Source organism: uncultured Arcticibacterium sp., assembly GCF_964021845.1.
Lineage (GTDB): Bacteria > Bacteroidota > Bacteroidia > Cytophagales > Spirosomataceae > Arcticibacterium.
Map to the genome: position 1 here is coordinate 391,219 of NZ_CAXHZC010000003.1, position 23,295 is coordinate 414,513.

Genomic DNA, 23,295 nt, shown 5'->3' on the forward strand with positions numbered 1-23,295 from the left:
TCTTATCAAGTTTTACTAAACCCATATCGTGCCAAACTTACGAAAGACAAGGCAAGACTAGCTTTTTCAAGAAAACACCTATATTTAGCCAAATCTATGAAATTGATTTTATTTATCAATTCCATCACTTAATTCTCAACCCTTTATTATTGAAAAACAGCCAGAATGAAACAGTTTCTACTTTTTGCTTCCGTATTCTTAATTATTAGTTCATGTGCAGATAAAACCACCGATTACTCAAAATGGACAAACTATGGAGGAACAAAAGATGCCTCGAGGTACTCTTCTCTAGAACAAATTAATGTTGAAAATGTTAAAAACCTTGATGTGGCATGGGAATATCATACAGGCGATGCATCCGAGAATTCTCAGATTCAATGTCAGCCCATTATTGTAGATAGTATTTTATATGCTACCACGCCTAAGTTAAGCTTAGTAGCTCTTCATGTAGAAACAGGAAATGAGATCTGGCGTTTTGATCCTTTTGAGGTTTTGGGTGGAGAAAACTCTTGGGCAGGAACAAATAGAGGGGTTACCTATTTTAAGGAAGGTGACACCCGACGAATCCTTTTCTGTGCCGGAAGCTATTTAATGTCTGTTGATGCTATAACAGGTAAACCAGATTTAAGTTTTGGAGACAAAGGAAAGGTAGATTTACAAATAGGATTATCTGAAAACTCAGAAGATCAGTTTTTGGTAGTTTCCAACACACCTGGAATTATTTACGGGGATAAGATAATTATGGGAATGCGACTTTCTGAAGGTTTAGATGCTGCTCCAGGACATATCAGAGCCTATAACGTAAAAACAGGAAAGCAAGAGTGGGTTTTTCATACCATTCCCAAGAAAGGGGAGCTAGGTTATGACACCTGGGACGAGGAATTTGTAGACAAAATAGGTGGAGCAAACAACTGGGCTGGCTTAACGCTGGATGAGGAGCGAGGAATAGTATATGTGCCTACGGGCTCTGCCACCTATGATTTTTGGGGTGGATTCAGAAAAGGAGACAATCTTTTTGCCAATAGTTTGATAGCTTTAAATGCTGCCACAGGAGAGCGAGTTTGGCATTATCAATTAGTTCATCATGATGTGTGGGACAGAGATATTCCTTCAAACCCTAACTTAGTTACTATTAATAAAGACGGCAAAAAGATTGATGCTATAGCACAAATCACTAAGCATGGTTATGTCTTTATGTTTGACCGTGAAACGGGCGAACCGATTTTCCCTATTGAAGAGAAAACAATACCTGAAAACATAATGGATGGTGAATTTGCCTCTGCTACGCAGCCAATTCCTACATTACCAGAAGCATTTATGCGTCAAGAAGTAGGGGAGAAGGATTTGCTAAATATCACACCTGAATTAGAAAGGGAAGTGAAAGGCATGATAGAAGGCGTAGAATATGGTAATATGTGGTTGGCTCCAAGTCAAGAAAGACCGTTTTTGCTTTTTCCTGGTTTTGATGGTGGTGGAGAATGGGGCGGAGCTGCTGTAGACCCTGAAAGTGGTATTATGTATGTCAATGCCAATGAAATGCCGTGGCTGATAGAAATGATTCCTAATGAAGCCGCAAAACTTAAAAAGGGAGAGATAAGTGGAAGTAGTATTTATGCCAATAACTGTGCAAACTGCCACGGAGCAGACAGGATGGGAAACACTTCGGCGTTTCCTAAATTGGTAGGCCTTGCGGGAAAATATGACAGTGAAGAAGTACACAAAATCCTGAAAAACGGAAGAGGAGGAATGCCTTCATTTAAACATATAGCTCAGGCAGAAAGAGATGCCTTGGTGAATTTCCTTTTAGAAAAAGAGGAAAAAGGTGTCAAAAAAGAACTGAGTGGAGGGAAAGAAAAACTGACTACGCCTTATTTAATGAACGGTTACAAACGTTTCTTGACGAAAGATGGCTACCCAGGTATAAATCCTCCTTGGGGTACATTAAATGCCATAGATTTAAACTCGGGTAAGATACTTTGGAAAACGCCTTTGGGAGAGTTTCCTGAACTAACCGCCAAAGGAATTCCGATTACAGGAAGAGAGAATTATGGCGGCCCAGTAGTAACCAAAGGCGGTGTCATTTTTATAGGAGCCACGGAAGATGAAATGTTTAGAGCCTTTGACAAGAAAACAGGAAAAGTTCTTTGGGAAACAAAATTACCGGCCGGCGGCCACGCCACACCATCTGTTTACGAATGGAAAGGCAAACAATACGTAGTAATAGCCTGCGGAGGTGGTAAAAGCGACAAGTCGGGCGACTCTTATCTAGCGTTTGCTTTGCCTGAAATTTCAGAATAATGTTATATTTGGTTATAAAATCACAGAAATGTCAACAACAGAGTTAAAAAACTTGGTATTAGAAAAGGTTCAAGGCATTGATAAGGAGTACCTTTTGGAGGATTTATTACATCTTATCGAATTTGATTCAGAAACTATTTCTGTACCTGAGGAACATAAAAAGGGTTTAGGCCAAGGGCTAGAAGATATAACAAAGGGTAATGTTATTTTGGGTGATAAAGTGGAAGCAGACTTTGAGAAATGGTTAAACGAATAACTTGGACAGAATTAGCTGTTTTTCAAAGAAGAGAAATTCTACAATATTGGATATCTAGAAACAAAAGTAAAAGCTACTCCATAAAGCTCAACAAGCTCTTTCTTAAAGGCACACAATTAAGACCTATCCCAACTCTGGAAAACTTACAGACTACAAGGGAATTAGAGTAAAAATCATTAGAGATTACTATTTATATTATAAGGTCAACAGTGCTGACCTTTATATAATTGCGATTTTTGACGTTAGGCGAAACCCTATAGTAACAAAGAATTTGTTTTTGTAATTGATTATGAGGTAGTATTCCGATATTATTCTATAAAAACTATGATAAAGAAAACCTTATTGAGCAGAACGACTCGTTTAACGGCCATTATAGCCATATTTGCGTCGCTAAACATGTTCGTTTTTGCGACGGATGAGGATGTTTTTCTTTATGACTATGGTTCTTTTTTTATGAGACTTATGCTGTTTTATTTGGCAAGTCAGATGATTGTAATTGCTTTTTTAAATGAAGTTTATATTGAGGGAAATTCCTTAGTGGTGAAGAGGATATTTGAGAAAGTAAGAAGTCAAAAGTTCTCTGAAATTACATCTGTAAAGAAAACTTTACTGGTTAATAGTGTTTTCTTGATTCCAAATGTTAAAGTAAGCTTTAAAGATGGAAACTATGCTCGGTACTATCCTCTCAACAATGATATCAATTTGGAAGATTATATTTCTTAAGATTTATTCAGCCAGTAAATACATCTAACTATAGGAGCAATCAATAAAATCTTTTGACTTAACAAAGAATCAAAAATCAATCCTCCGGAAAAAACTTCTTAAAGCCGATACGTCTCAGCATTTTCTTTTCAAAAGCCCAGAAGAACTTAAACTGACCAAATACCCAACCCACAAGCGGCAGGGTCAACTGGTAAATAGGGAAGATTAGGAGAATACGACAGACAAGATAAAGAATGTATGGCTCGGTGGTTTCTGGACTCAGGCCAAAAAACGCAGTCACGGGTTTAGCTACCCAGGTGGCAAAAGAACCATTAATAGAAAATACTACTAAAATAGCCACTAACTGCCAGTTTGATGTCAAGCCCCAACGTTCCTTAAGTTTCTCCATGTTCGTATTTATGGGGCAAAAGTACAATTTCATAAGAAAACTAGACTTATTTACTTTGGTTTTATTAAGTCCTTCTTATTTACTTTCTAGATACTAAGAAGGAGAAAACGCAAAGCGTGCTGATAAAAAACAAACCACATTCTTAATTTCTCTATTTTTGCAGAGCATCTTTAAAAGCATATATGATTTCTATCGTAATCCCGATTTTTAACGAGGAGGAAAACATTCCAAACCTCTATGCCAGATTAACCGCCGCTTCCCCTTCTTGGAAAGAAGATTATGAGATAGTATTGGTAGATGATGGCTCTTCAGATAGCTCATTAGAAATCATGACGGAGCTTGTTGAAAAAGATGCTCACGTACGTTTAATAAAGCTTTCTAGAAATTTTGGACACCAGCCAGCTATTTCGGCAGGTATTCAAGAGGCTAAAGGCGACGCCGTGGTTATTATGGATGGTGACTTACAAGACCCACCAGAAGAGCTCTACCGATTTTTGAACAAATGGCGTGAAGGCTATCAGGTGGTTTATGCCATCAGAACCAAAAGAAAAGAAGGCTTTTTTAAGAAAATAGCTTATGCTACTTTTTATAGAATGTTGGCTGCTATTTCGGAGATTGACATTCCGCTTGATTCAGGAGACTTCTGTGTGATGGACAGGAAAGTGGTGAACGCCATTGTCAAAGAAATGCCAGAGCAAATCCGTTTTGTGAGAGGTTTGCGTGCTTATGCCGGTTTTAAACAAATAGGGGTAAAATACGAAAGGGCAGAAAGAGCAGCAGGAGAAGTAAAATACACTTTCAAAAAGCTCATGGAGTTGGCACTTGACGGGCTGTTTGGTTTCTCCAATGTACCGCTAAGGCTAGCCACGTATTTTGGTTTCATTATAGCTATTCCTTCTTTTATCGTTGGTTTTTTCTTTGTGCTACACAGAATTATAGGCTTTAAAGTTTTAGGCCATACGCCTGCCGAAATCCCAGGAACCACCACATTGACCGTAGGGATGTATTTTTTAGGAGGTGTTACCTTGATAATTCTTGGAATTTTGGGCGAATACATCGGCAGGATTTATATAGAGGTGAAAAGACGACCTTTCTTTGTGATTGATGAAATAGTCGAAAAGAAATAAATGCTTAGGGTACCCTCCGAAATAGCAGCAGACCAGTTTGAGTCTCTAAAGATTCAGGAGCTGACTTTTGTGGCTTATCGGAGTGATGTTTACCCTTCCAAGAACGAGGTTTTTTTTGAAGAAAATGCCGTTATCTATGTTATAGAAGGAGAAAAACGCTTTACCAATACCGAGTCTGACGTTACGGTAACCAAAGGCGATGTTTTTTTTATTCGTCGAGGCTATTACCTGATGTCAGAGTCAATTGACGAGTCCTACAAAAGCCTGGTTTTTTTTATAGAAGATAAGCTTATCAAAGATTTTGTAGACCAGAATATTGAGCTTTTCCCAGAAGAGAAAAAGGTTTCTTATGATAACTCGGCTCTGCTGGTTCTTCATTCTAATGATAAATTTGGGAAGTTTGCCGAATCCGTCTTGCCTTATTTCAAATCTAAGACCAAATATCTTAATCAGTTTTTGAAGCTGAAACTGCACGAGCTTTTACTGCATTTGATGGAGTTTGACAATGACGATAAACTCCGTAGTGTGCTCCGTTTGATTTATAGGGGCGAAAAAGAAGACTTAGGCTATTTGATGCAAAACTATTATTTAAAACCGCTAACTATCAGCGAGCTCTCAAAGCTTTCAGGTAGAAGCCTGTCTGGCTTTAAGCGAGATTTTCAAGAACAATTTGGCGTTTCGCCAGCATACTGGATAAGGTCAAAGAGACTAAGTAGAGCTGCGTTCTTACTTAAAAATAGCGACAAAAACGTTTCAGAAGTAGCGGAGGAGGTTGGCTTTGAAAGCATCTCGCACTTCATAAAACTCTTCAAAGAAACCTACGGAAAAACGCCGGCTAAATATTAAAGAGAAAAAGTTTCTGCGAGATATTAGTCCTTCAGCTGAAGCTTATCACCCACTAAATGAATAACCACATCAAACTGGTCTTTAATCAAACAGTAAGGAATATCATTTCCAGCTAGATTTTTCAACCTTTTTAGGTGACTTGCTCTTTGTAAATAAGCCACCATGTCAGTCTCAGCATCTTCATAAGCGGCAGTTGCCAAATGAGTACTGTCCTCCTCGTTTTCATGGGTTTCGCTTAGCATTTTAACCAACGCACCAGCAAACAGAATATCTTCTAAACCAGGTCTACCTTTCCAGCCAGCACATATAACTATTACATCTTTGTCGATGCTTTGCAAATATTTTGCGGTTGGGCTTAAGTTTGAAAAAGATGCCACTAAAATTTCATCCGCCTTTCCTTTGGCTTTATTGATGGCCAAAGTACCATTTGTAGTAGTCATCGCAATGTCTTTCCCTTTGGCTTTATCAGCCATATAGCTAAAAGGAGAGTTGTCTAAATCAAAGCCTTCAATCATTTTGGCATGACGCTCGCCGCCGGCCAGATAGCCTTGGGCTTGTAATTTTAAGCATTCCTCCACCTCCAAAACAGGTGTTATAGATTTGACGCCGGTAGCTAAACCAGCCACCATACAAGAAGTAGCCCTGAAAACATCAGTAACCACTACTACTTTTCCAGCCAAATCATGCTGTTCAATTAAATTGGGCGTAAGGCAAACATCAATATTTCTCTTCATAGCTCGCAAAAGTACGAAAGCGGATGAAGTTTTATATTACAAAAAACTTCAAAGCTCCAGCGGAGCGATATATTTATAGCGAGGGTTGAAAACCCCTCGCATAAGAGCGTGTCAATTATTCCGTTTGGCGAGATTTTGAACCAAAATCATGACAAACGATTTTGATATTAATTCAAAACACTAATAACCTCCGCATAGCATGCAGGTTTCTCAACCCCCTGAATTTCAATACTCGCCTCCGCTATCATTTTAAGCCCCCCGCTTGCTGTTTTTGATGCATGTTTGAGTGTAGCGTTTAATCGTATTTTACTATTTGAAAGCACAGGGTGCAAAAATCTAACTTTTTCTGTTCCGTAATTAATACCCATTTTGGAAAAAGGGGCACTATAAATTTCAGACATCAATTTAGGAATGAGCGAAAGTGTCAAATAACCATGAGCAATGGTGTCTCCAAAAACAGTTGATTTTGCTGCTTCTTTGTCAATGTGAATCCACTGTTTGTCTAGCGTAGCTTCGGCAAACTCATCAATCATTTTCTGACTTACTTCTAGCCAAGGACTTTTTCCTAGAGGGTTTCCAACCCAAGCTAAAACCGCTTCTTGATTTTGAAAAGCAAGAACCTCGTTTGTACTGGTTTCTGGAACTTCAGGTTTCGGGACCTTGGCTGTTATTTTTTCAGCGGAGCTTGCTTCTTCTTCAGTGCAAGTAATAACCACGGCCTTGCCTGTTACTTTTCTGTTCATGAGGTCGTTTAGGGCATCTGCACCTTTTTCTAGCGGATAAAGTTTATAGATATGTGGCTTAATTTTGCCTTGCATATAAAACTTACCAAGCTCCTGAATGTTCTGAACAGAAAGAGCGGGCTCTTCACTAGTAAACCTTCCCCAGAAAACACCCATGATGGCACAGCCTTTTAAAAGAGGTAAGTTCATCGGTATTTTTGGGATTTCGCCTCCGGCAAAACCAACTACCAAGTACCTGCCATTCCAAGCGGTTGACCGTACGGCTGCTTCCGCCCATTTATCTCCTACGGGGTCATAAACCACATCTGCACCTTTGCCATTTGTCAGTTCCTTTATACGTGTTTTTAAGTCTTCTTCTGTATAATTAATAAGGTGCGTCGCTCCCTTTTCTTTACATACGGCTAGTTTTTCGACCGATGAGGCTGCCGCTATTACGGTGGCACCTAATATTTTCCCTAGCTCTACCGCTGCCAAACCTACGCCGCCAGCGGCACCAAGCACCAAAAGTGTTTCGCCTTTCAGTAGTTTAGCCCGGTCTTTTAAGGCGTGGTAAGAGGTACCATAATTATACATTAAGGAAGATGCCGTAACGTAATCCATGCCTTTTGGTAAAGGGAAAACACGACTTTGGTCTACCACCGCCTCTTCTGCAAAGCCGCCCCAGCCACAAAGGGAGAGCACTTTGTCTCCTTTTTTGAAATGATTAACGTTTTTCCCTACACTTTTTACTATTCCTGCCGCTTCGGCTCCTGGTGAAAAGGGAAGCTCTGGTTTAAACTGATAGAGGTTTTGAATGATGAGCACATCCGGGAAATTGGCACTACAGGCTTTGATGTCTATTAAAACCTCATTTGCACTTGGCTTAGGGTTGTCAATGTTTTTGAAGACTAGGGAGTCTGGTTTTCCGTGAGTCTCACATAAAATGGCTTTCATATAGGTTTGTTGATTTTTGATAAACTAGATACAAAAAATTCAAGATATTCCTGCTAAAACCTCAAAAAAGAGAGGCAATTGTCAATATTATTAGGGCATTGTCGTTTTGCAATCGTGGAATTAAATACCCACACGATAACGTTAGAATATTGAGCGTAGCAAATTCATTAGTACAGTTTTTGCCATTTAAGCTCAAAAGGGTCAAATTTTGACTTAAAGAGTTAAGAAAATGAAAAAGAAATTAACAATAGTAGGCTTGGTGCTCGCCTTAGGTTTTTTAGGAGCCGCTTTGGCGAAGCAAGTAAAAGCCCGGGGCATTAATCCAGAGAAGCAAAATATCTCCTTTGGTCGTTTTGCAGTTGGTGATGAGGTAAGCGATTTTAAGCTAAAAAACGTGGACGGTAAAATGGTCTCCATGAGTGACTTTTCCTCAGCAAAGGGGTTCATTTTGGTTTTCACCTGTAACCACTGTCCATTTTCTAAAGCTTATGAAGAAAGGCTGGTTCAGCTAAACGGAAAGTATATGTCTAAGGGTTTTCCGTTGATAGCCATTAATCCTAATGACCCAGAAGCTTACGAGGAAGATAATTACGAGAATATGAAAAAAAGGGCGGCAGAAAGAGGCTTTACTTTTCCATATTTGGTAGATGATAAAGGAGTAGCTAAAAGCTATGGAGTGTCAAGAAATCCTCAAGCCTTTGTGATAGAGAAAGTAGGGACTAAAAACATAGTGAGATACATTGGTGCCATTGACGACAGTCCTAAAAGTGAAGGATTGGTAAGCAATAAATACGTAGAACAGGCCATTGAAAACCTTTTGGTAAGCAAGCCGGTAGTAACGCAAAACACCAGAGCCATTGGCTGTGCAATGAGCTGGAGAAGCAATTAAACGCAGCTAAAACATTAATTCAGAGAAAGGGTTGTCCATTGGGCAGCCCTTTTTTGTTAGTTTTGAAACAAAATTTAAAAGCAATGTCAATTCCTTCTCAGCCGCCATTATTTACTCCAGAACGCATGAATCACTTAGTTGCCTTTGATAGGCTACTAACCATCATGGATGAGCTTCGTGAGCAGTGTCCTTGGGATAAAAAACAGACCATGGAGAGCCTTAGACACTTGACCATTGAGGAAACGTATGAGCTTTCGGATGCTATTTTAGATGGAGACTTGGAAGAGATAAGAAAGGAACTAGGTGACATTATGCTTCACATGGTTTTCTATGCCAAAATAGGTTCAGAAAAAGAGGCTTTTGATATTTCGGAGGTGCTACATGGCATTTGCGATAAGCTGGTTTCTCGTCATCCACATATTTATGGCGATGTTAAAGTAGAAAACGAGGAAGATGTAAAGCAAAACTGGGAAAAGCTAAAGCTCAAAGAAAAAGGGAATAAGTCGGTTTTGGGTGGTGTACCTAAATCTTTGCCAGCACTGGTTAAAGCCATGCGAATCCAAGAAAAAGCCAGAGGTATAGGCTTTGATTGGGAAGAAAAATCTCAGGTTTGGGCTAAAGTGGAGGAAGAAATGCAAGAGTTCAAGGAGCAGTTTGACACTGAAAAGTCAGAGGCTATTGACACTAAAGAAGCTGAGGCCGAATTTGGCGATGTGCTGTTTTCTCTCGTAAACTATGCTCGTTTTATTGATATAAATCCAGAAACCGCTCTAGAAAGAACCAATAAGAAGTTTATCAAAAGGTTTCAATATTTAGAATTAAAAGCAAAGGAAAACAACAAACAGCTTTCAGATATGACTTTGGCAGAAATGGATGTTTTTTGGGAAGAGGCTAAAAAGGTCTAGTGGTATCTTCGCTCCATGCGTCGAAACCTAGTTCTGTTTTTCCCATCTACCCTTGAGGCTACCGCCCAAAGTGCTGCTGGCAACCAACCAAGAATGGTGAGTTGAAGAAACAAACATAGTATTCCTCTAAGAATTTTACCCCTCAAAAAGAAAGACAACCAAGGAAGTAATACGGCAATTAGTAACATAGCTTTTTTATTTCTACGAAAATAATTGCCGCATCTTACATTTTCAATCTCTTATTGATAAGCGGTTTGTAGCCTATTTATAGTTTTACTTCACAGCCACCATTGGCTCCAGACTTTAGTACAGCTTCTACCACTCTAATGTCACGCAGGCCTTCTTCACCTGGGCAGAGGTATGGCTTTTTATTAATTATTGACAGTGCGTCGTCATCTAATTGAAGTGGTTGTTGGCGGTCTATTGGCGTATAAATTTCTGTCCCGTCAGACATGCTTCCTTTGTTTCCACCATAGCCAGACTGTGGTTCCATTTTAAGCCAGCCCTTTTCGTAATTAACCTGAAGGTGGTTCATACTTATTCCAAAACTAGATTGGCAGCTGGCTCTTGCCCCGCTAGGGAATTCTAGAATGTATGCGGCACTTTCTTCTACTTCATGATAAATTTCTGGTTGGGTGGTATAGGTTTGTGCTCTAACACTTATCGGTTCTTCCCCAGTTGCCATTCTAGCACCTTGTATGGCATAAACACCCATATCTCCCATTACGCCACCACCCATGGCTTTACTTTGTTTCCAGTGGTTTGTTCTGCCATCTACATAACCAGCGGCGGAGGTAACCATTTTTACCTTACCAAATTTTTGTTCTTTTACTACTTTTTGGTATGCTTGAATATTTGGGTCATGCTGGCATCGGTAGCCTATTGAAAGGCCAACTTTGTTTTTATTGCAAGCGTCTATCATTGCTTGACAGTCTGCCGCGGTAGGAGCCATTGGTTTTTCACACCACATATGTTTACCCGTTTCAGCACCACGTACGGTATATTCTCGGTGCATTGATGGAGGTAAAATCACATAAATTATATCAATGTCTGGGTTGTTGGCTATGCTGTCATAGTTGTCATAGGTGTAAATATTCTTATCTACAATACCATATTTCTCTTGCCATGTTGGAATCTTTGATGGGCTACCAGTCACTATTCCTTTTAATTCGCAATGTTTAGTTTTTAATAGAGCAGGAGCTATTAAGTCAGTGCTATAATAGCCTAGGCCAACCAAGGCTACGCCCAGTTTCTCTTTTACAGGTCTGGTAGCAGCTAAGAGTACATTTGGCGAAAAGGCAGCCACAGAGGAGGCTAAAATTGACTTTTTAACAAACGAACGACGGGTGGTATTCATAAGAGTTGAATTATTTATTGTGTTTAATTAAATTGAATTTACGACGATTTAAGTGGAGTTTCAAAATTTAAAGTCAGGTCAAAAAAAATAAATTTGGCAAGAAACTACGTAGGTCTAAATGAATCAAACTACTTTTCGAACTGAAATGAGATATGATTGAAAGTTATAGGTAGAAAAGAACGGGCAGACTTGCCAGCTTTGGCTTTGTTTAATGTTGGGGCTAAAGTAGATACAGGTGCGTACACGTCTAGTATGCACTGTGAAAAAGTTACGGAAATAGATGGAGGTATTTCTTGTCAATTTCTTAACTCACATAAGTCTAAAGAATCAGTAGAAAATGTCATTTTTACTGACTTTCGTAAAAGAAAAGTCAAAAGCTCAAATGGTATAGAAGAAGAACGCTATTCTATTTGGACAAAAATTTGCCTTGGGGAAGATGTTTTTGACATTGAGCTAACACTTACAAATAGAAGCGAAATGAAAACCCCGCTACTCTTGGGCAGAAAATTTATTAAGGGTAAATATTTAGTGGATGTCGCTAAAAAAGAGATATTAAAAAAATGAAGATTGTAATTCTATCGAGAAACGCCAACTTATATTCTACAAGGAGGCTAAAAGAGGCAGCTGAAAAGCGTGGACATGAAGTTCAAATTATTAGTCCATTGAAATGCGACTTAGTAATTGAAAAGAAAAAACCACAGATTTTTTATAACGGAAGCTTTATAACGGGTGTTGACGCCATTATTCCAAGAATAGGAGCATCGGTAACTTTTTATGGTACAGCTGTGGTGAGGCAATTTGAGATGATGAAAGTATTTACCACGGTAGAGTCTCAAGCATTGGTCAGGAGCAGAGATAAGCTTCGAAGCCTACAAGTTTTAGCAAGAGCTGGTTTGGGTTTGCCAAAGACGGTTTTTACTAATTACTCTAAAGATACTGAGCAGGTGATTGAGAAAGTAGGAGGACCTCCATGTATTATTAAATTATTAGAAGGAACTCAGGGTGTGGGTGTGGTATTGGCAGAAACACAAAGTGCCGCTACATCTGTTTTAGATGCTTTTCAAGGCCTTCAGGCAAGAGTTATAGTGCAAGAATTTATAAAAGAAGCTAATGGTTCTGATATACGTGCTTTTGTGGTAGATGGTGTAGTAGTAGGGGCCATGAAACGTCAAGGAAAAGAAGGCGAGTTTAGGTCTAACCTACACCGTGGTGGCTCAGCAGAGGTAGTAGAACTGACTGAAGAAGAAGAGAATGCAGCCCTTAAGTCGGCTCGTGTACTTGGCTTGGGTGTAGCCGGAGTTGATATGCTTCGGTCAAACAGTGGACCAAAAATTATGGAAGTTAACTCTTCTCCTGGTTTAGAGGGAATAGAAAGGGCAACAGGGCAAGATATTGCCAAATCTATTATCAGATACATTGAAAGACACGCTGATAGCTAGCCTAAGGCCACATCTAAAAACATCATGACCGCAAAACCTATCATCGCACCGATGGTAGAAAGGTCTGTTTTGTCACCGCTTTGGGAAGTAGGAATTAGTTCTTCTACCACCACAAAAATCATGGCACCAGCGGCAAAAGCTAGGGCATAGGGTAATATAGGAGTTACGTATAATACTAAAAGTGCTCCTAAAACACCTGCTACGGGTTCTACCATTCCTGACATTTGACCATAATTAAAGGCTTTAAGCCTTGAAAAACCTTCACGTCTTAATGGGACAGAAACGGCTGCTCCTTCAGGGAAGTTTTGAATTCCAATACCTATGGCAAGAGCTATAGCTCCTGTGAGGATTCCCATGTCTGGATTGTTTGCCAATGCTCCAAAAGCCACACCTACTGCCAGGCCTTCTGGGATATTGTGAAGGGTTATTGCCAGTACTAGGAGAACACTTCTTTGCCATGAAGTTTTTATTCCTTCTGCTTTATCCATAGAGCGATTAAGATGAAGGTGAGGAAGGGTTTTGTCTATGCCATATAAAAAAGCTCCGCCAAGTAAAAAACCTACCACTGCAGGTACCCACCCTGTGGTACCATTTTCTTCGGCCATGTCAATAGCGGGAGCTAATAATGACCAAAAACTGGCCGCAATCATGACGCCAGCGGCAAAACCAAGCATTAAATTTAGTACCCTTTGATCAATTTTTTTAAAGAAAAAGACAAGGCCTGCCCCGAGTGCCGTAAGCCCCCAAGTGAAAAGTGTGGCGACGAGTGCTAAAAGAACGGGGTTATAATCTAGTAGGAAGGATAATTTCTCCATAATGTTTAGGCAAATCTAAAAAATTTGTTTTGAGGCTCGAATATACAAATTATTTGAATAATTTTCTTAAAAACAGCTTTATAACGATATTTGAGCAATATTTTAAAAGACATAATGACAAAAACAATAACACTAGTATCCCTCATCTTTTTAAGTTTTCAGCTTTCTGCTCAGCGTATTTTTCCGCACAACTGGTTCAATGCCAAGAATTTTTATTCTGACATTGAAGTTGGAACAGGGGGAAATGAAAAACTCCTGAGCATGACTGATATTAAGTCAAATGTAAAAGGCGACTATTTCTGGGAAGAAGGCTTTCAAAAAGGGAAGGTATATTTCTATCAGCAAAATATGACTACTGCTACTGGAGAAACCGTGGGTCTTGATAGTTTAGTAGGGGTAGAAACGAGGTTTGACCTTTGGAATAATAACGTAGAGTTTAAATATGGTGAGCAAATCAAGATTATAGAGACGTCAAAGGTTTCAAACATTTTGTGCTTGAATGAAGATAATTCAGTTTCACAGTTTATTAACCCTAAAGAGTTTGAAAGTAAAAACGTTAAAGGCTTTTTCGAATTATTAGGAGCTAGAGATGGTATTGCCTTCTTGCAATCAAAAGAAATAAGCGTTCAAAGGGGAGATTATAATGCCGTGTTAGACGTGGGAAGCAAGGAGCCAATAATTAACAAGAAAAACCATTACCATTTCTGGGATGGAGAAGAACTTGTTTCTATAGACTCCAAGAAAGAAGTTATGAACTTGGTAAACTCACTGGGTATAGATGCTAAGTATTACCTGAAAAGCTCTAAAAACAAATTAAGGCAAACAGAAGATTATAAGAAGCTAGCTCACTTCGTTTTTGAAACTGGGCGTTAATCGTAGTACAGTTTTATATTGAAGCCGTTTTCTATCAATTAAGAATAGAAAACGGCTTTTTTGGTATTATTAGCTTCGTTTTTCTAAGAAAATGAAAATTTGATTAGGAGTTCGTTCTGTCAAAAGTCGATTCTGTTAACTTTGTCGAACCATATTTATTAAAAGCATTCAATGAAACATTTTATTACCCCTTCTGATGTACCTAATATTCAAGATTTAATAGAAGAAGGATTGGCCCAAAAGGCTAACCCTTTGGCACATAAATCTTTAGGGAAAGACAAAACACTCGTTCTTTTGTTCTTTAACTCAAGCCTTAGAACTCGTCTGAGTACTCAGAAAGCGGGTTTAAATCTAGGAATGAACGTAATAGTGATGAATGTGGGCTCAGATAGCTGGCAATTGGAGTTTGGTGATGGTGTAAAAATGAATGGCAATAAAGCAGAGCATATTAAAGAAGCGGCAGCTGTTATTGGTCAATATGCAGATATTATAGGTGTAAGAGCTTTTGCAGGACTGACAGATGCGGAAGAAGATTATAAAGAGTTGGTTTTAGAAAGCTTTAGGTCCTTAGCTGGTGTGCCTATTGTTAATTTGGAGTCGGCCACACGTCACCCTTGTCAGTCATTGGCAGATTTAATAACTATTGAAGAATTAAAAACTAAAACAAGGCCTAAAGTAGTTTTGACTTGGGCTCCACATATTAAGCCTTTGCCTCAGGCGGTAGGAAACTCTTTTGCCGAATGGCTTAACCTTACGGACTATGATTTTGTGATAACAAATCCTGAAGGGTATGACTTACCAGAAGCGTACAGAGGAAATGCCACGGTAACTCATAATCAAGCAGAGGCTTTTGAAGGAGCAGACTTTATTTATGCTAAAAACTGGTCATCTTATACCGACTATGGAAAGGTGCTTCCAGGAAATGAAGATTGGATTATTTCGGAAGATAAAATGGCACTTACAGACAATGCCAAGTTTATGCACTGTTTGCCCGTCAGAAGAGGTTTGATAGTGGAAGATGAGGTTATTGACTCAGATAATTCTGTAGTTATTCAGCAAGCTGGAAACAGGGTTTGGTCTGTTCAAGCTGCCATGAAGAAAATTTTGGAGGGTTTGTAAAAGAGATTGTTTTCGGGTTCTCAAACAAAGAAAATCCCCTTTCTAATTATTTTAGAAAGGGGATTCTTTTATAAAAATAAATCTGTCTTAAAGGTCTACTGCTACTTTATAAGTAGGGTCTTCTATGATGTTTACATCAATGATTTTTTCCGCATTAGCTAACAGTTTTCGGCAATCTTCACTTAGGTGTTTCAGGTGTACCTCTTTACCCGCTTTTTGATAACGTTCCGTTATTTTATTCAAGGCTTCTATTCCAGACATATCATTGACACGACTTTCTTTAAAGTCAATAATTACTTTGTCGGGGTCTGTTTGTACCTCAAATTTATCGGCAAATGTTTGAGTAGATGCAAAGAAAAGAGGCCCGTAAATCTCATAATGCTTAACCCCTTCTTCATCTGTATATTTTCTTGCTCGAATTCTTTTAGCATTTTCCCAAGAGAAAACTAAAGCAGAAATTACAACTCCAATAAGTACGGCAAGAGCTAAATTATGGAGCAGCACGGTAATAGCGGCAACCAACATTCCTACTAATATATCGTGGTTTGGCATCTTGCCAATTACCTTAAAACTAGCCCACTCAAAAGTACCAATAGACACCATAAACATAAGTCCAACCAATGCCGCCATAGGCATTTGCTCAATGTACTGAGCACCAAACATCACAAAAACTAGGAGCATAACCGAGGCGACTATTCCCGATAGTCTTGCTCTGGCTCCAGATGAAATATTGATAAGGCTTTGCCCTATCATAGCACAGCCACCCATTCCCGAGAAAAAACCTGTTACCACATTGGCAAGACCTTGAGCTACTGCTTCTTTATTACTGCTACCTCTTGTCTCTGTAATCTCGTCAATAAGGTTAAGTGTCAATAAGCTCTCAATAAGTCCTACACCCGCCACTATCAAGGCAAAAGGAAAGATGATAGTCAAAGTTTCCAAAGTAAAAGGAACTTCTGGAATATGAAAAGGAGGAAAACCTCCATTGATAGAACTAATATCTCCTACGGTTTTAGTTTGTAAACCAAAGCCAATAACTATAGCCGTAATTACAAGAATAGCCGCCAAGCCTGAAGGAATCAACTTAGTCAACTTAGGAAGCCCCCAAATTATAAGCATGGTTAAAAGAACCAGACCTATCATAATGTAAAGCTGACTTCCCTGCATCCACTCCATGGAGCCATCTAAAGCAGGCACTTTAAATGAACTCAACTGAGCCATGAAAATCACAATGGCTAAACCATTTACAAAACCAAACATTACCGGATGAGGCACCAGTCTGATGAATTTACCTAACTTAAAGAAGCCAGCGGCCATCTGAATTAAACCAGCTAATACCACGGTGGCAAAGATATACTCCACTCCATGCATTTTAGCCAACCCTACTATAACCACAGCTATAGCTCCAGTGGCACCAGAAATCATTCCAGGCCTTCCTCCAAAGATGGAAGTTATAAGACCAATAGAAAAGGCCGCATACAGGCCCGTAAGTGGGTGCAAGCCAGCAATTAACGCAAAGGCAATAGCCTCTGGAATTAAGGCCAAAGCAACAGTCAAACCAGATAAAATCTCGTTCTTATAGTCTACTTTTTGTTTTAGGTCAAAAAGAGTAAAAATTTGACTCATAAATTATTATTATAAATTTTCAATATTGAACTTACTACAAACAGAAGGCAGTTTTTATGCCACAATCTTTAATCCACAAAGGACTAAAAATTGATTTATAAAAACTGCCAGAAAAATATTAATTTACTATTAGGCTTTTTCTATCTCCACCACCCAGTCGTCTTGTTCTACCACAGAACCTTGCTCTAACTGTACAGAGGCTACTATACCTTCAAAAGGAGATGCTACAATAGATTCCATTTTCATAGCTTCTATTACAAACAATGGCGTGTTTTTAGCCACTTCGTCACCTTTCTTAACTAGTACTCTAGAAATACGACCTTGAAGCGGAGCTCCTATATCGCCTTCCTTGCTTATTTTCTTATTAGTAGGTTTAGTCACTTTTAAAGCCGTGTCACGAACTTTGATTTTTCGTGTTTGACCATTCAGTTCAAAACTCACAGTTCTCTTACCTTCATCGTCAGATTCAGAAGTGTACAGGTACCTAACTAAGATAGTTTTACCAGCTTCTATCTGGATCATTATTTCTTGATTCTGATGTAGACCATACCAGAAAGCATGCGAAGGTATAAGGCTTACGTCACCATATTTCTCACGGTTGGCGTGGAAGTCTTCATAAACCTTGTCGTAAAGTTTATAGGCTAAGAAATCCAAGTAACCATCTGAGTTTGGGAAGTCTATTTGGAACTGGGCAAATTCCTTTTCAAGGTCAATTGGCTCCATATGAGCATTTGGCCTATCAGTAAAAGGCTTCACATCTTTTAAGATGATTTTTTGAAGCTCTTTAGGGAATCCTCCTGGAGGCTGACCTAGGTCGCCTCTAAAGAACCCTTTAACAGACTCAGGGAAAGAGAGCGTATCTCCTTTCTTGAAAATATCGTCAGCGTCTATGCTGTTTGATGTCATAAACAGAGCCATATCACCTACTACTTTAGAAGATGGCGTCACTTTGACAATATCTCCTAAAAGATTATTAACTATCGCATAGTTCTCTTTTAATAAATCAAATTTGTCTCCAAGTCCTAAAGAAATTGACTGAGACTTCAAGTTTGAATATTGACCGCCAGGCATTTGGTGCTCATAAACCTCAGCACTTCCAGACTTAAGCCCAGATTCAAATGGAGCGTACATAGCTCTTACGTCTTCCCAGTAGTTTGAGTACTGATTTAATTTATGTAAGTCCATTTCGCACTCTCTCTCGGTACCTTGTAGCATAGCTACCACCGAGTTAAAGTTTGGCTGCGATGTCAAACCTGACAAACCACCTAAAGCACAGTCAATAACATCAACCCCAGATTCAGTTGCTTTTAAATAGGTAGCTGGCTGAATAGATGATGTATCATGTGTATGCAAGTGAATTGGAAGGTCAATTGCCTTCTTCATTTCTCTTACTAAAACCTCTGCTGTATATGGTTTAAGCAAACCAGCCATATCTTTTATGGCAATAATGTGAGCACCTTCGTCTTCTAGCTGACGAGCCATGTCTAAGTAATACTGTAACGTATATTTCTTTTGATTTGGGTCAAGCATTTCGCCGGTATAGCAAATAGCAGCTTCTGCCAAAGAGTTGGTACGCTCTCTAACAGTTCTGATGCTTAACTTCATGGACTCAATCCAGTTAAGTGAATCAAAGATTCTGAAAACATCAATACCGTTTTCGGCAGACTTCTCAATAAAGCTTTCTACAAGGTTATCAGGATATGCTGTATAACCTACTGCATTTGAACCTCTAAGAAGCATCTGAAGAAGCATGTTTGGCATAGCCTCTCTAAACTCTTGTAGACGTCTCCAAGGGCTTTCATAAAGAAAACGCATGGCTACATCAAAAGTAGCACCACCCCACACTTCCATAGAAAACAGCTGAGGGAAGTTTTTGGCAAAGCCTTCAGCTACCTGCAGCATGTCTGTAGTTCTTACTCGAGTAGCAAGCAATGATTGGTGTCCGTCTCTAAAAGTAGTATCTGTATAAAGAATTGATTTTTGATCTTTTACCCACTGAGCAAACTTATCAGCTCCCATGCTGTCAAGCCTTTGCTTATTCCCGTCTGGGTAAGAGCTATATGGGTCAATGATTGGAACTTTAGGAAGCTCAAAATCAATTTTTTCTACTTTACCTAGGGTTGGATTTCCGTTAACTATAACGTCGGCTAAAAGTTTCATCGCTCTGGTAGAACGGTCTTTTGGTTTACGAAGTACCAATAGATCTGGACGGCTCTCAATGAATGAAACCCTAGCTTTTCCTTTTTGAAACTCTTTATCGTTAATTACATTACTTAGAAAAGGGATGTTCGTTTTTACCCCTCTAATTCTGAACTCAACCAATGCTCTTGATAATCGCTGAGCAGCACCTTTTAGGGTACGGCCTCTTGCGGTTACTTTAACAATCATTGAGTCAAAGTAAGGCGAAATTTTCATGCCGGGATAGGCACTTCCTTCGTCTAATCTTATACCAAAACCTGCCGCATTTCTGTAGGCAATGATAGTTCCAAAGTCGGGTTTGAAGCCGTTGGCAGGGTCTTCCGTAGTTATTCTACACTGAATCGCGAAGCCTTTTAAAGGCACTTCATCTTGATTATGAATATAAATTCCGTTGTCAGAAAGTTTATGACCCATTGCTATCAAAAGCTGGGTTCTAACTATATCAACACCGGTTATTTCTTCCGTTATAGTGTGCTCTACCTGAATACGTGGATTAACCTCAATGAAGTAAACGTTTTCTTCTTTATCAACTAAAAACTCTACCGTACCAGCATTTGAGTAATTTACAGCTTTACCCATTTTAATGGCGTAATCGTAAAGTTTTTGTCTGGTCTCCTGCTTTAAACCTACAGAAGGAGCTACCTCAACTACCTTTTGAAACCTACGCTGTACAGAGCAGTCTCTTTCATAAAGGTGAATAAGGTTACCGTGTTTATCTCCTAAAAGCTGTACCTCTAGGTGTTTTGGTTCCAAAACGAATTTTTCAAGAAAAACTACATCATTTCCAAAGGCAGTTTTGGCTTCGTTCTTTGCTTCAGAATACGCTTTAGGGAAATCTTCTGCATTATGCACCACTCGCATACCTCTACCACCGCCACCAGCTACAGCTTTCACCATCATCGGGAAACCTATTTCTTTGGCTCTTTCTAGGGCAAATTCCGGATTCGGAATATCTTCTCTAAAGTCAGGAATCAAAGGTACACCTGCTTTTTTAGCCATGTTTTTGGCGGCTACTTTATCGCCTAAAGCATCCATAGCTTCAGGCTCAGGACCTACAAAAATGATTCCTTCTGCTTGGCATCTTCTAACTAGCGTTACGTTTTCAGAAAGTAGACCATATCCAGGATGAATTCCATCAATTTTTTTGTCTTTGGCTAATTGAATGATGCCTTCAATATCTAAGTAAGGTTGAAGGGCCTCGTCATTTGTCCCTATTTGATAAGCTTCGTCTGCTTTGTATCTGTGAAGTGAGTATCTATCTTCAAAAGTATATAGAGCTACGGTAGTAATTCCCAGTTCAGATGCTGCTCGCATTATTCTGATGGCAATTTCTCCACGGTTAGCTATAAGTAATCTTTTTATTGGTTTTATGTAATCTTTCATCTAATCGGATTGGGGGTAAATGTCAGGTTCTCAATAGAGAATATAGCATAAGTAAACTCTAAAAACTAACGAATTTAGTGGTCGAGGCTAAGTAGATCAATTTTTGAGACTAGAATCTCAATCTAATCTTGGAATAGTTCAATTTAGGGGGTATTTTGTGTAAAACTATCCTATAGCCTTGGCTGGATTACCAAAAACGGTGGTGTTTTCCGCTACATTTTCAATAACTACAGAACCAGCTCCAACGCGAGCATTTTTACCAATAGTTATTCCTGAAACTACGGTAACGTTAGCTCCCAAAAATGCACCTTCTTCTATTTTGGCTTCACTTGAAATAACGGAACCACTTCCTATTTCTACATAGTCTCCAACCTCCGCCTCTGCGTCTATCACAACTGATGTGCCTAAAATATTCAGGTTACCAATTTTGGCAAAAGGACCTACAATTGTACTAGCTGCTATCAAATTTCCATGTCCAATTATAGCTTCTTCCGACAGTACTGCAGATTTATGAATGGCATTGATTGGCATGGTCTTGCGTTTTTTATTTAGCATTTCGGCAAGGCTCTTTCTGTCGGCTTGGTTTTTAACAGCTACAAAAGCTTCTGTTTTTTTACCAATGATTTTTAGAATTCTGGCGTCGTCCGTAGCTCCCATAATCATAACTGTTCCTATTTCAGTGTTATGAAGTTCCGCTTTATCATCTAATATGCCATAAATGAGTACACTGTTCTCGTTAAATATATCGAGAGCTATTTTTCCTAAGGTGCCAGCACCAAAAATTATAACGGGATTATCCATTTTGATTTTAATATAAATTTTTAAGCTGGTTTTTATATGCCAGTCTTCTTTCTCTAAAACGTTCTTTACTGTATGAATAAAGAATTTGCAAAGCTAGTGGGATTCTCTCAGAGTTTTGACCTCCAAAAAGACTAGTTTCAATTTCTCTAATAGCTAAACCTACTTTTTGTCCAGAAACCTTTTCAATTTCTACGGAAGATAGGGAGTCAAATGGTTTTTTTTCTATCCATTTCATTTGGTTTCGCCATAAGCCCAAAACCTGTTCTAGGTTTTCAGGGTTTAGCTCAGATTTCATTAGGTTCAGAAAATTCTTATTGTAAACATTTTGCTTTTCTTGAAACCGATAAAGAAGTATTTGTTTTTTGATTTGATTTTGAAAAATTAAAGCCAAAAGAGCAAGAAGGCTTAGTATGCCGAAAAAGATAAGTAGTCCAATGGAGAGCATCCTATTATCATTCTTCTTTATGAAATCTGCAGAAGAAACAAGTAGCCTTTCTTTTAGCAAGCTGTCTGAAACTAACTCTTGAAAGAATAGGCTGTCCGTGTTTGACCAGAAGGCAGTACTATCGTTTTCAGTAAATGTCCAAACGGGAAGTTTGAGGGTTTGAATTTTGTCAACATTAAATGTCCTAAGGGTATAAATAACACTATCTACACTTGTGGAGTCTTTAGTATATGTAGGAAAAAAAACGTAGGTTTTTAATTCGAATGGCTTAAAGTAGGCGGCTTTATTTGGGAAAAAGACATCGTTTTTAGCATTGTGCTTATAGGTTAATGAAACCTTTATGTCTTGACCTACATTGGCATTTTTTGAGATAAAGTTTAAGCTTGGATTTTGACCAAAAGCAGTGATGGAAAAAGCACTTATCAAAGTCCAAATTCTTAAAAAAGTAAGGGGGTATTTTAAGTTTGCTACTATCACTTTCTTACTCTAAATAATTCAACAAGCCTTGGTATAAAGTCTTCGGTAGACGAAATAGATAGGTACGAAGCGTTATACTGCCTACAAAGTTTTTCTAAAGTATTCTTACTGTCGCTAAATGACTGTTTCATTCCTTTTTGAAACTTTCTAGAAGAAGTATTTATCCATTTCAAGGTATTGTTTTCTGTGTCTTGAATCGGAATTAAACCCAATTGGGGTAAATTCACTTCTCTGTCGTCATATAAATGTAAAACCACAAGGTCATGTTTTTTTGCAAGTGCCTTGAGATTGTCTTGGTAGCCTTCATCCTGAAAATCGGAAATCATTATGATAACGCTTTTCCTTTTAAGAATATTTAAAGTAAAACGAATGGCTTCTGTAATATCTGTTTTGAATGATTTTGGAACAACTTGAAAGAGTTTCAAAATGAAGTTGTAGGCGTGTTTCATGCCGTTATCAGGCTTTAGGTAAAGCTCCTTTTGGTCTGAGAAACAGTATAAACCTACGTGACTAGACTCTTTGATGGCAGACAGTGCCATCACGCCACAAATCTCTTTCGCTCGGTCAATTTTTGCTTTTCCGTGTTCGCCTACCTGTTGCGAAGCACTCATATCAAGCAGAAAAAAGACAGTTTGTTCTTTCTCTTCCTTAAAAATTTTAACGTAAGCTCCGTGGCCTTTTGCGGTGGTAATCCAATCAATAGTTCTTACATCATCGCCATATTGATAGGTTCTTAAGTCGGCAAATTCCAAACCAGTTCCCTTAAAAATAGAGCTAAAATTACCGTGCATTTGCGAGTTGACGGCTTTTCTAATTCTAATTTCATATTTGTCCAGTCTGGAAAATATCTTTTTCACGGGGTATTAAGCTTTTTTATAATCTGCTTTATTATTAAGAATGCAGGCATTGATTACTTTTG

Annotated in this window: 22 protein-coding genes; 11 read left to right on the top strand and 11 right to left on the bottom strand. The window is 38.8% G+C overall.

Annotated elements, in window-relative coordinates; translation table 11 throughout:
• The first annotated feature begins 165 nt into the window (after nt 1-165).
• From AADJ06_RS11220 to AADJ06_RS11230, 3 genes are all read left to right on the top strand, one after another.
• Nucleotides 166-2,298, top strand: a complete 2,133-nt coding sequence (locus AADJ06_RS11220) for a PQQ-binding-like beta-propeller repeat protein (protein ID WP_341226539.1) — start codon at nt 166-168, stop codon at nt 2,296-2,298.
• 28 nt (nt 2,299-2,326) lie between these two features.
• The gene (locus tag AADJ06_RS11225) at nt 2,327-2,554 is read left to right on the top strand and encodes a hypothetical protein (RefSeq protein WP_341226540.1); all 228 of its coding nucleotides are present in this window, start codon (nt 2,327-2,329) and stop codon (nt 2,552-2,554) included.
• Nucleotides 2,555-2,878: 324 nt separating this feature from the next.
• Complete coding sequence (locus AADJ06_RS11230; RefSeq protein WP_341226541.1) at nt 2,879-3,277, top strand: hypothetical protein; 399 nt, start codon at nt 2,879-2,881, stop codon at nt 3,275-3,277.
• A gap of 76 nt (nt 3,278-3,353) precedes the next feature.
• Here the strand turns inward: AADJ06_RS11230 and AADJ06_RS11235 are convergent, their stop codons facing one another.
• A complete protein-coding gene (locus AADJ06_RS11235) occupies nt 3,354-3,665 on the bottom strand; it encodes a DUF6787 family protein (protein WP_341226542.1) in 312 nt (103 codons plus the stop codon).
• 182 nt (nt 3,666-3,847) lie between these two features.
• Here AADJ06_RS11235 and AADJ06_RS11240 point away from each other — a divergent pair, with 182 nt between their 5' ends.
• Together AADJ06_RS11240 and AADJ06_RS11245 are read left to right on the top strand one after the other, a co-directional pair.
• A complete protein-coding gene (locus AADJ06_RS11240; protein ID WP_341226543.1) occupies nt 3,848-4,792 on the top strand; it encodes a glycosyltransferase family 2 protein in 945 nt (314 codons plus the stop codon).
• Complete coding sequence (locus AADJ06_RS11245) at nt 4,793-5,638, top strand: AraC family transcriptional regulator (protein ID WP_341226544.1); 846 nt, start codon at nt 4,793-4,795, stop codon at nt 5,636-5,638. It begins immediately after the preceding gene.
• 23 nt (nt 5,639-5,661) lie between these two features.
• Here AADJ06_RS11245 and AADJ06_RS11250 read toward each other — a convergent pair whose 3' ends face one another.
• Nucleotides 5,662-6,372, bottom strand: coding sequence for a 2-phosphosulfolactate phosphatase (locus AADJ06_RS11250; RefSeq protein WP_341226545.1), 711 nt, complete (start codon nt 6,370-6,372; stop codon nt 5,662-5,664).
• A 167-nt stretch (nt 6,373-6,539) separates the two neighbouring features.
• Nucleotides 6,540-8,048 carry a zinc-binding dehydrogenase gene (locus tag AADJ06_RS11255; protein ID WP_341226546.1) on the bottom strand — a complete coding sequence of 503 codons (1,509 nt, stop codon included), beginning with the start codon at nt 8,046-8,048 and terminating at the stop codon, nt 6,540-6,542.
• Nucleotides 8,049-8,277: 229 nt separating this feature from the next.
• Between AADJ06_RS11255 and AADJ06_RS11260 the strand changes: the two genes are divergently transcribed.
• Nucleotides 8,278-8,937, top strand: coding sequence for a thioredoxin family protein (locus AADJ06_RS11260; protein ID WP_341226547.1), 660 nt, complete (start codon nt 8,278-8,280; stop codon nt 8,935-8,937).
• Nucleotides 8,938-9,020: 83 nt separating this feature from the next.
• Nucleotides 9,021-9,842: a nucleoside triphosphate pyrophosphohydrolase gene (mazG, locus tag AADJ06_RS11265; protein ID WP_341226548.1), complete on the top strand. Its 822-nt coding sequence runs from the start codon at nt 9,021-9,023 to the stop codon at nt 9,840-9,842.
• Here mazG and AADJ06_RS11270 read toward each other — a convergent pair.
• Entirely contained in the window at nt 9,839-10,030 is a 192-nt protein-coding gene (locus AADJ06_RS11270; protein WP_341226549.1) for a YqaE/Pmp3 family membrane protein, read from the bottom strand. The genes mazG and AADJ06_RS11270 overlap by 4 nt on opposite strands.
• A 77-nt stretch (nt 10,031-10,107) precedes the next feature.
• On the bottom strand, nt 10,108-11,199 hold the full coding sequence (locus AADJ06_RS11275) for a Gfo/Idh/MocA family oxidoreductase (protein WP_341226550.1): 1,092 nt from the start codon (nt 11,197-11,199) through the stop codon (nt 10,108-10,110).
• A gap of 156 nt (nt 11,200-11,355) precedes the next feature.
• On the opposite strand from AADJ06_RS11275, the gene AADJ06_RS11280 reads away from it, so the two are divergent.
• Both AADJ06_RS11280 and rimK read left to right on the top strand, forming a co-directional pair.
• The gene (locus AADJ06_RS11280) at nt 11,356-11,763 is read left to right on the top strand and encodes a RimK/LysX family protein (protein ID WP_341226551.1); all 408 of its coding nucleotides are present in this window, start codon (nt 11,356-11,358) and stop codon (nt 11,761-11,763) included.
• Entirely contained in the window at nt 11,760-12,638 is an 879-nt protein-coding gene (gene rimK, locus AADJ06_RS11285; protein WP_341226552.1) for a 30S ribosomal protein S6--L-glutamate ligase, read from the top strand. Before AADJ06_RS11280 ends, rimK begins: the two co-directional genes overlap by 4 nt.
• Here the strand turns inward: rimK and AADJ06_RS11290 are convergent.
• Nucleotides 12,635-13,453, bottom strand: a complete 819-nt coding sequence (locus tag AADJ06_RS11290) for a ZIP family metal transporter (RefSeq protein ID WP_341226553.1) — start codon at nt 13,451-13,453, stop codon at nt 12,635-12,637. The two genes, rimK and AADJ06_RS11290, sit on opposite strands and share 4 nt — an antisense overlap.
• A 114-nt stretch (nt 13,454-13,567) precedes the next feature.
• On the opposite strand from AADJ06_RS11290, the gene AADJ06_RS11295 reads away from it, so the two are divergent.
• Both AADJ06_RS11295 and AADJ06_RS11300 read left to right on the top strand, forming a co-directional pair.
• Nucleotides 13,568-14,326: a hypothetical protein gene (locus AADJ06_RS11295; RefSeq protein WP_341226554.1), complete on the top strand. Its 759-nt coding sequence runs from the start codon at nt 13,568-13,570 to the stop codon at nt 14,324-14,326.
• A gap of 171 nt (nt 14,327-14,497) precedes the next feature.
• On the top strand, nt 14,498-15,445 hold the full coding sequence (locus tag AADJ06_RS11300) for an N-acetylornithine carbamoyltransferase (protein WP_341226555.1): 948 nt from the start codon (nt 14,498-14,500) through the stop codon (nt 15,443-15,445).
• A gap of 87 nt (nt 15,446-15,532) precedes the next feature.
• On the opposite strand, the gene AADJ06_RS11305 is transcribed toward AADJ06_RS11300, so the two are convergent.
• The 5 genes from AADJ06_RS11305 to AADJ06_RS11325 all read right to left on the bottom strand — a co-directional run bounded on the left by AADJ06_RS11305 (nt 15,533) and on the right by AADJ06_RS11325 (nt 23,233).
• Nucleotides 15,533-17,071 carry a SulP family inorganic anion transporter gene (locus tag AADJ06_RS11305; RefSeq protein WP_341226556.1) on the bottom strand — a complete coding sequence of 513 codons (1,539 nt, stop codon included), beginning with the start codon at nt 17,069-17,071 and terminating at the stop codon, nt 15,533-15,535.
• 129 nt (nt 17,072-17,200) lie between these two features.
• Nucleotides 17,201-20,653 (bottom strand): pyruvate carboxylase, encoded by a 3,453-nt coding sequence (locus tag AADJ06_RS11310; protein ID WP_341226557.1) that lies wholly within the window; start codon nt 20,651-20,653, stop codon nt 17,201-17,203.
• Between the two features lie 165 nt (nt 20,654-20,818).
• Nucleotides 20,819-21,454, bottom strand: coding sequence for a NeuD/PglB/VioB family sugar acetyltransferase (locus AADJ06_RS11315; protein WP_341226558.1), 636 nt, complete (start codon nt 21,452-21,454; stop codon nt 20,819-20,821).
• Between the two features lie 7 nt (nt 21,455-21,461).
• Nucleotides 21,462-22,376 carry a hypothetical protein gene (locus AADJ06_RS11320; RefSeq protein ID WP_341226559.1) on the bottom strand — a complete coding sequence of 305 codons (915 nt, stop codon included), beginning with the start codon at nt 22,374-22,376 and terminating at the stop codon, nt 21,462-21,464.
• Nucleotides 22,373-23,233, bottom strand: coding sequence for a DUF58 domain-containing protein (locus AADJ06_RS11325; RefSeq protein ID WP_341226560.1), 861 nt, complete (start codon nt 23,231-23,233; stop codon nt 22,373-22,375). The genes AADJ06_RS11320 and AADJ06_RS11325 overlap by 4 nt, the downstream gene beginning before the upstream one ends.
• Between the last annotated feature and the right edge of the window lie 62 nt (nt 23,234-23,295).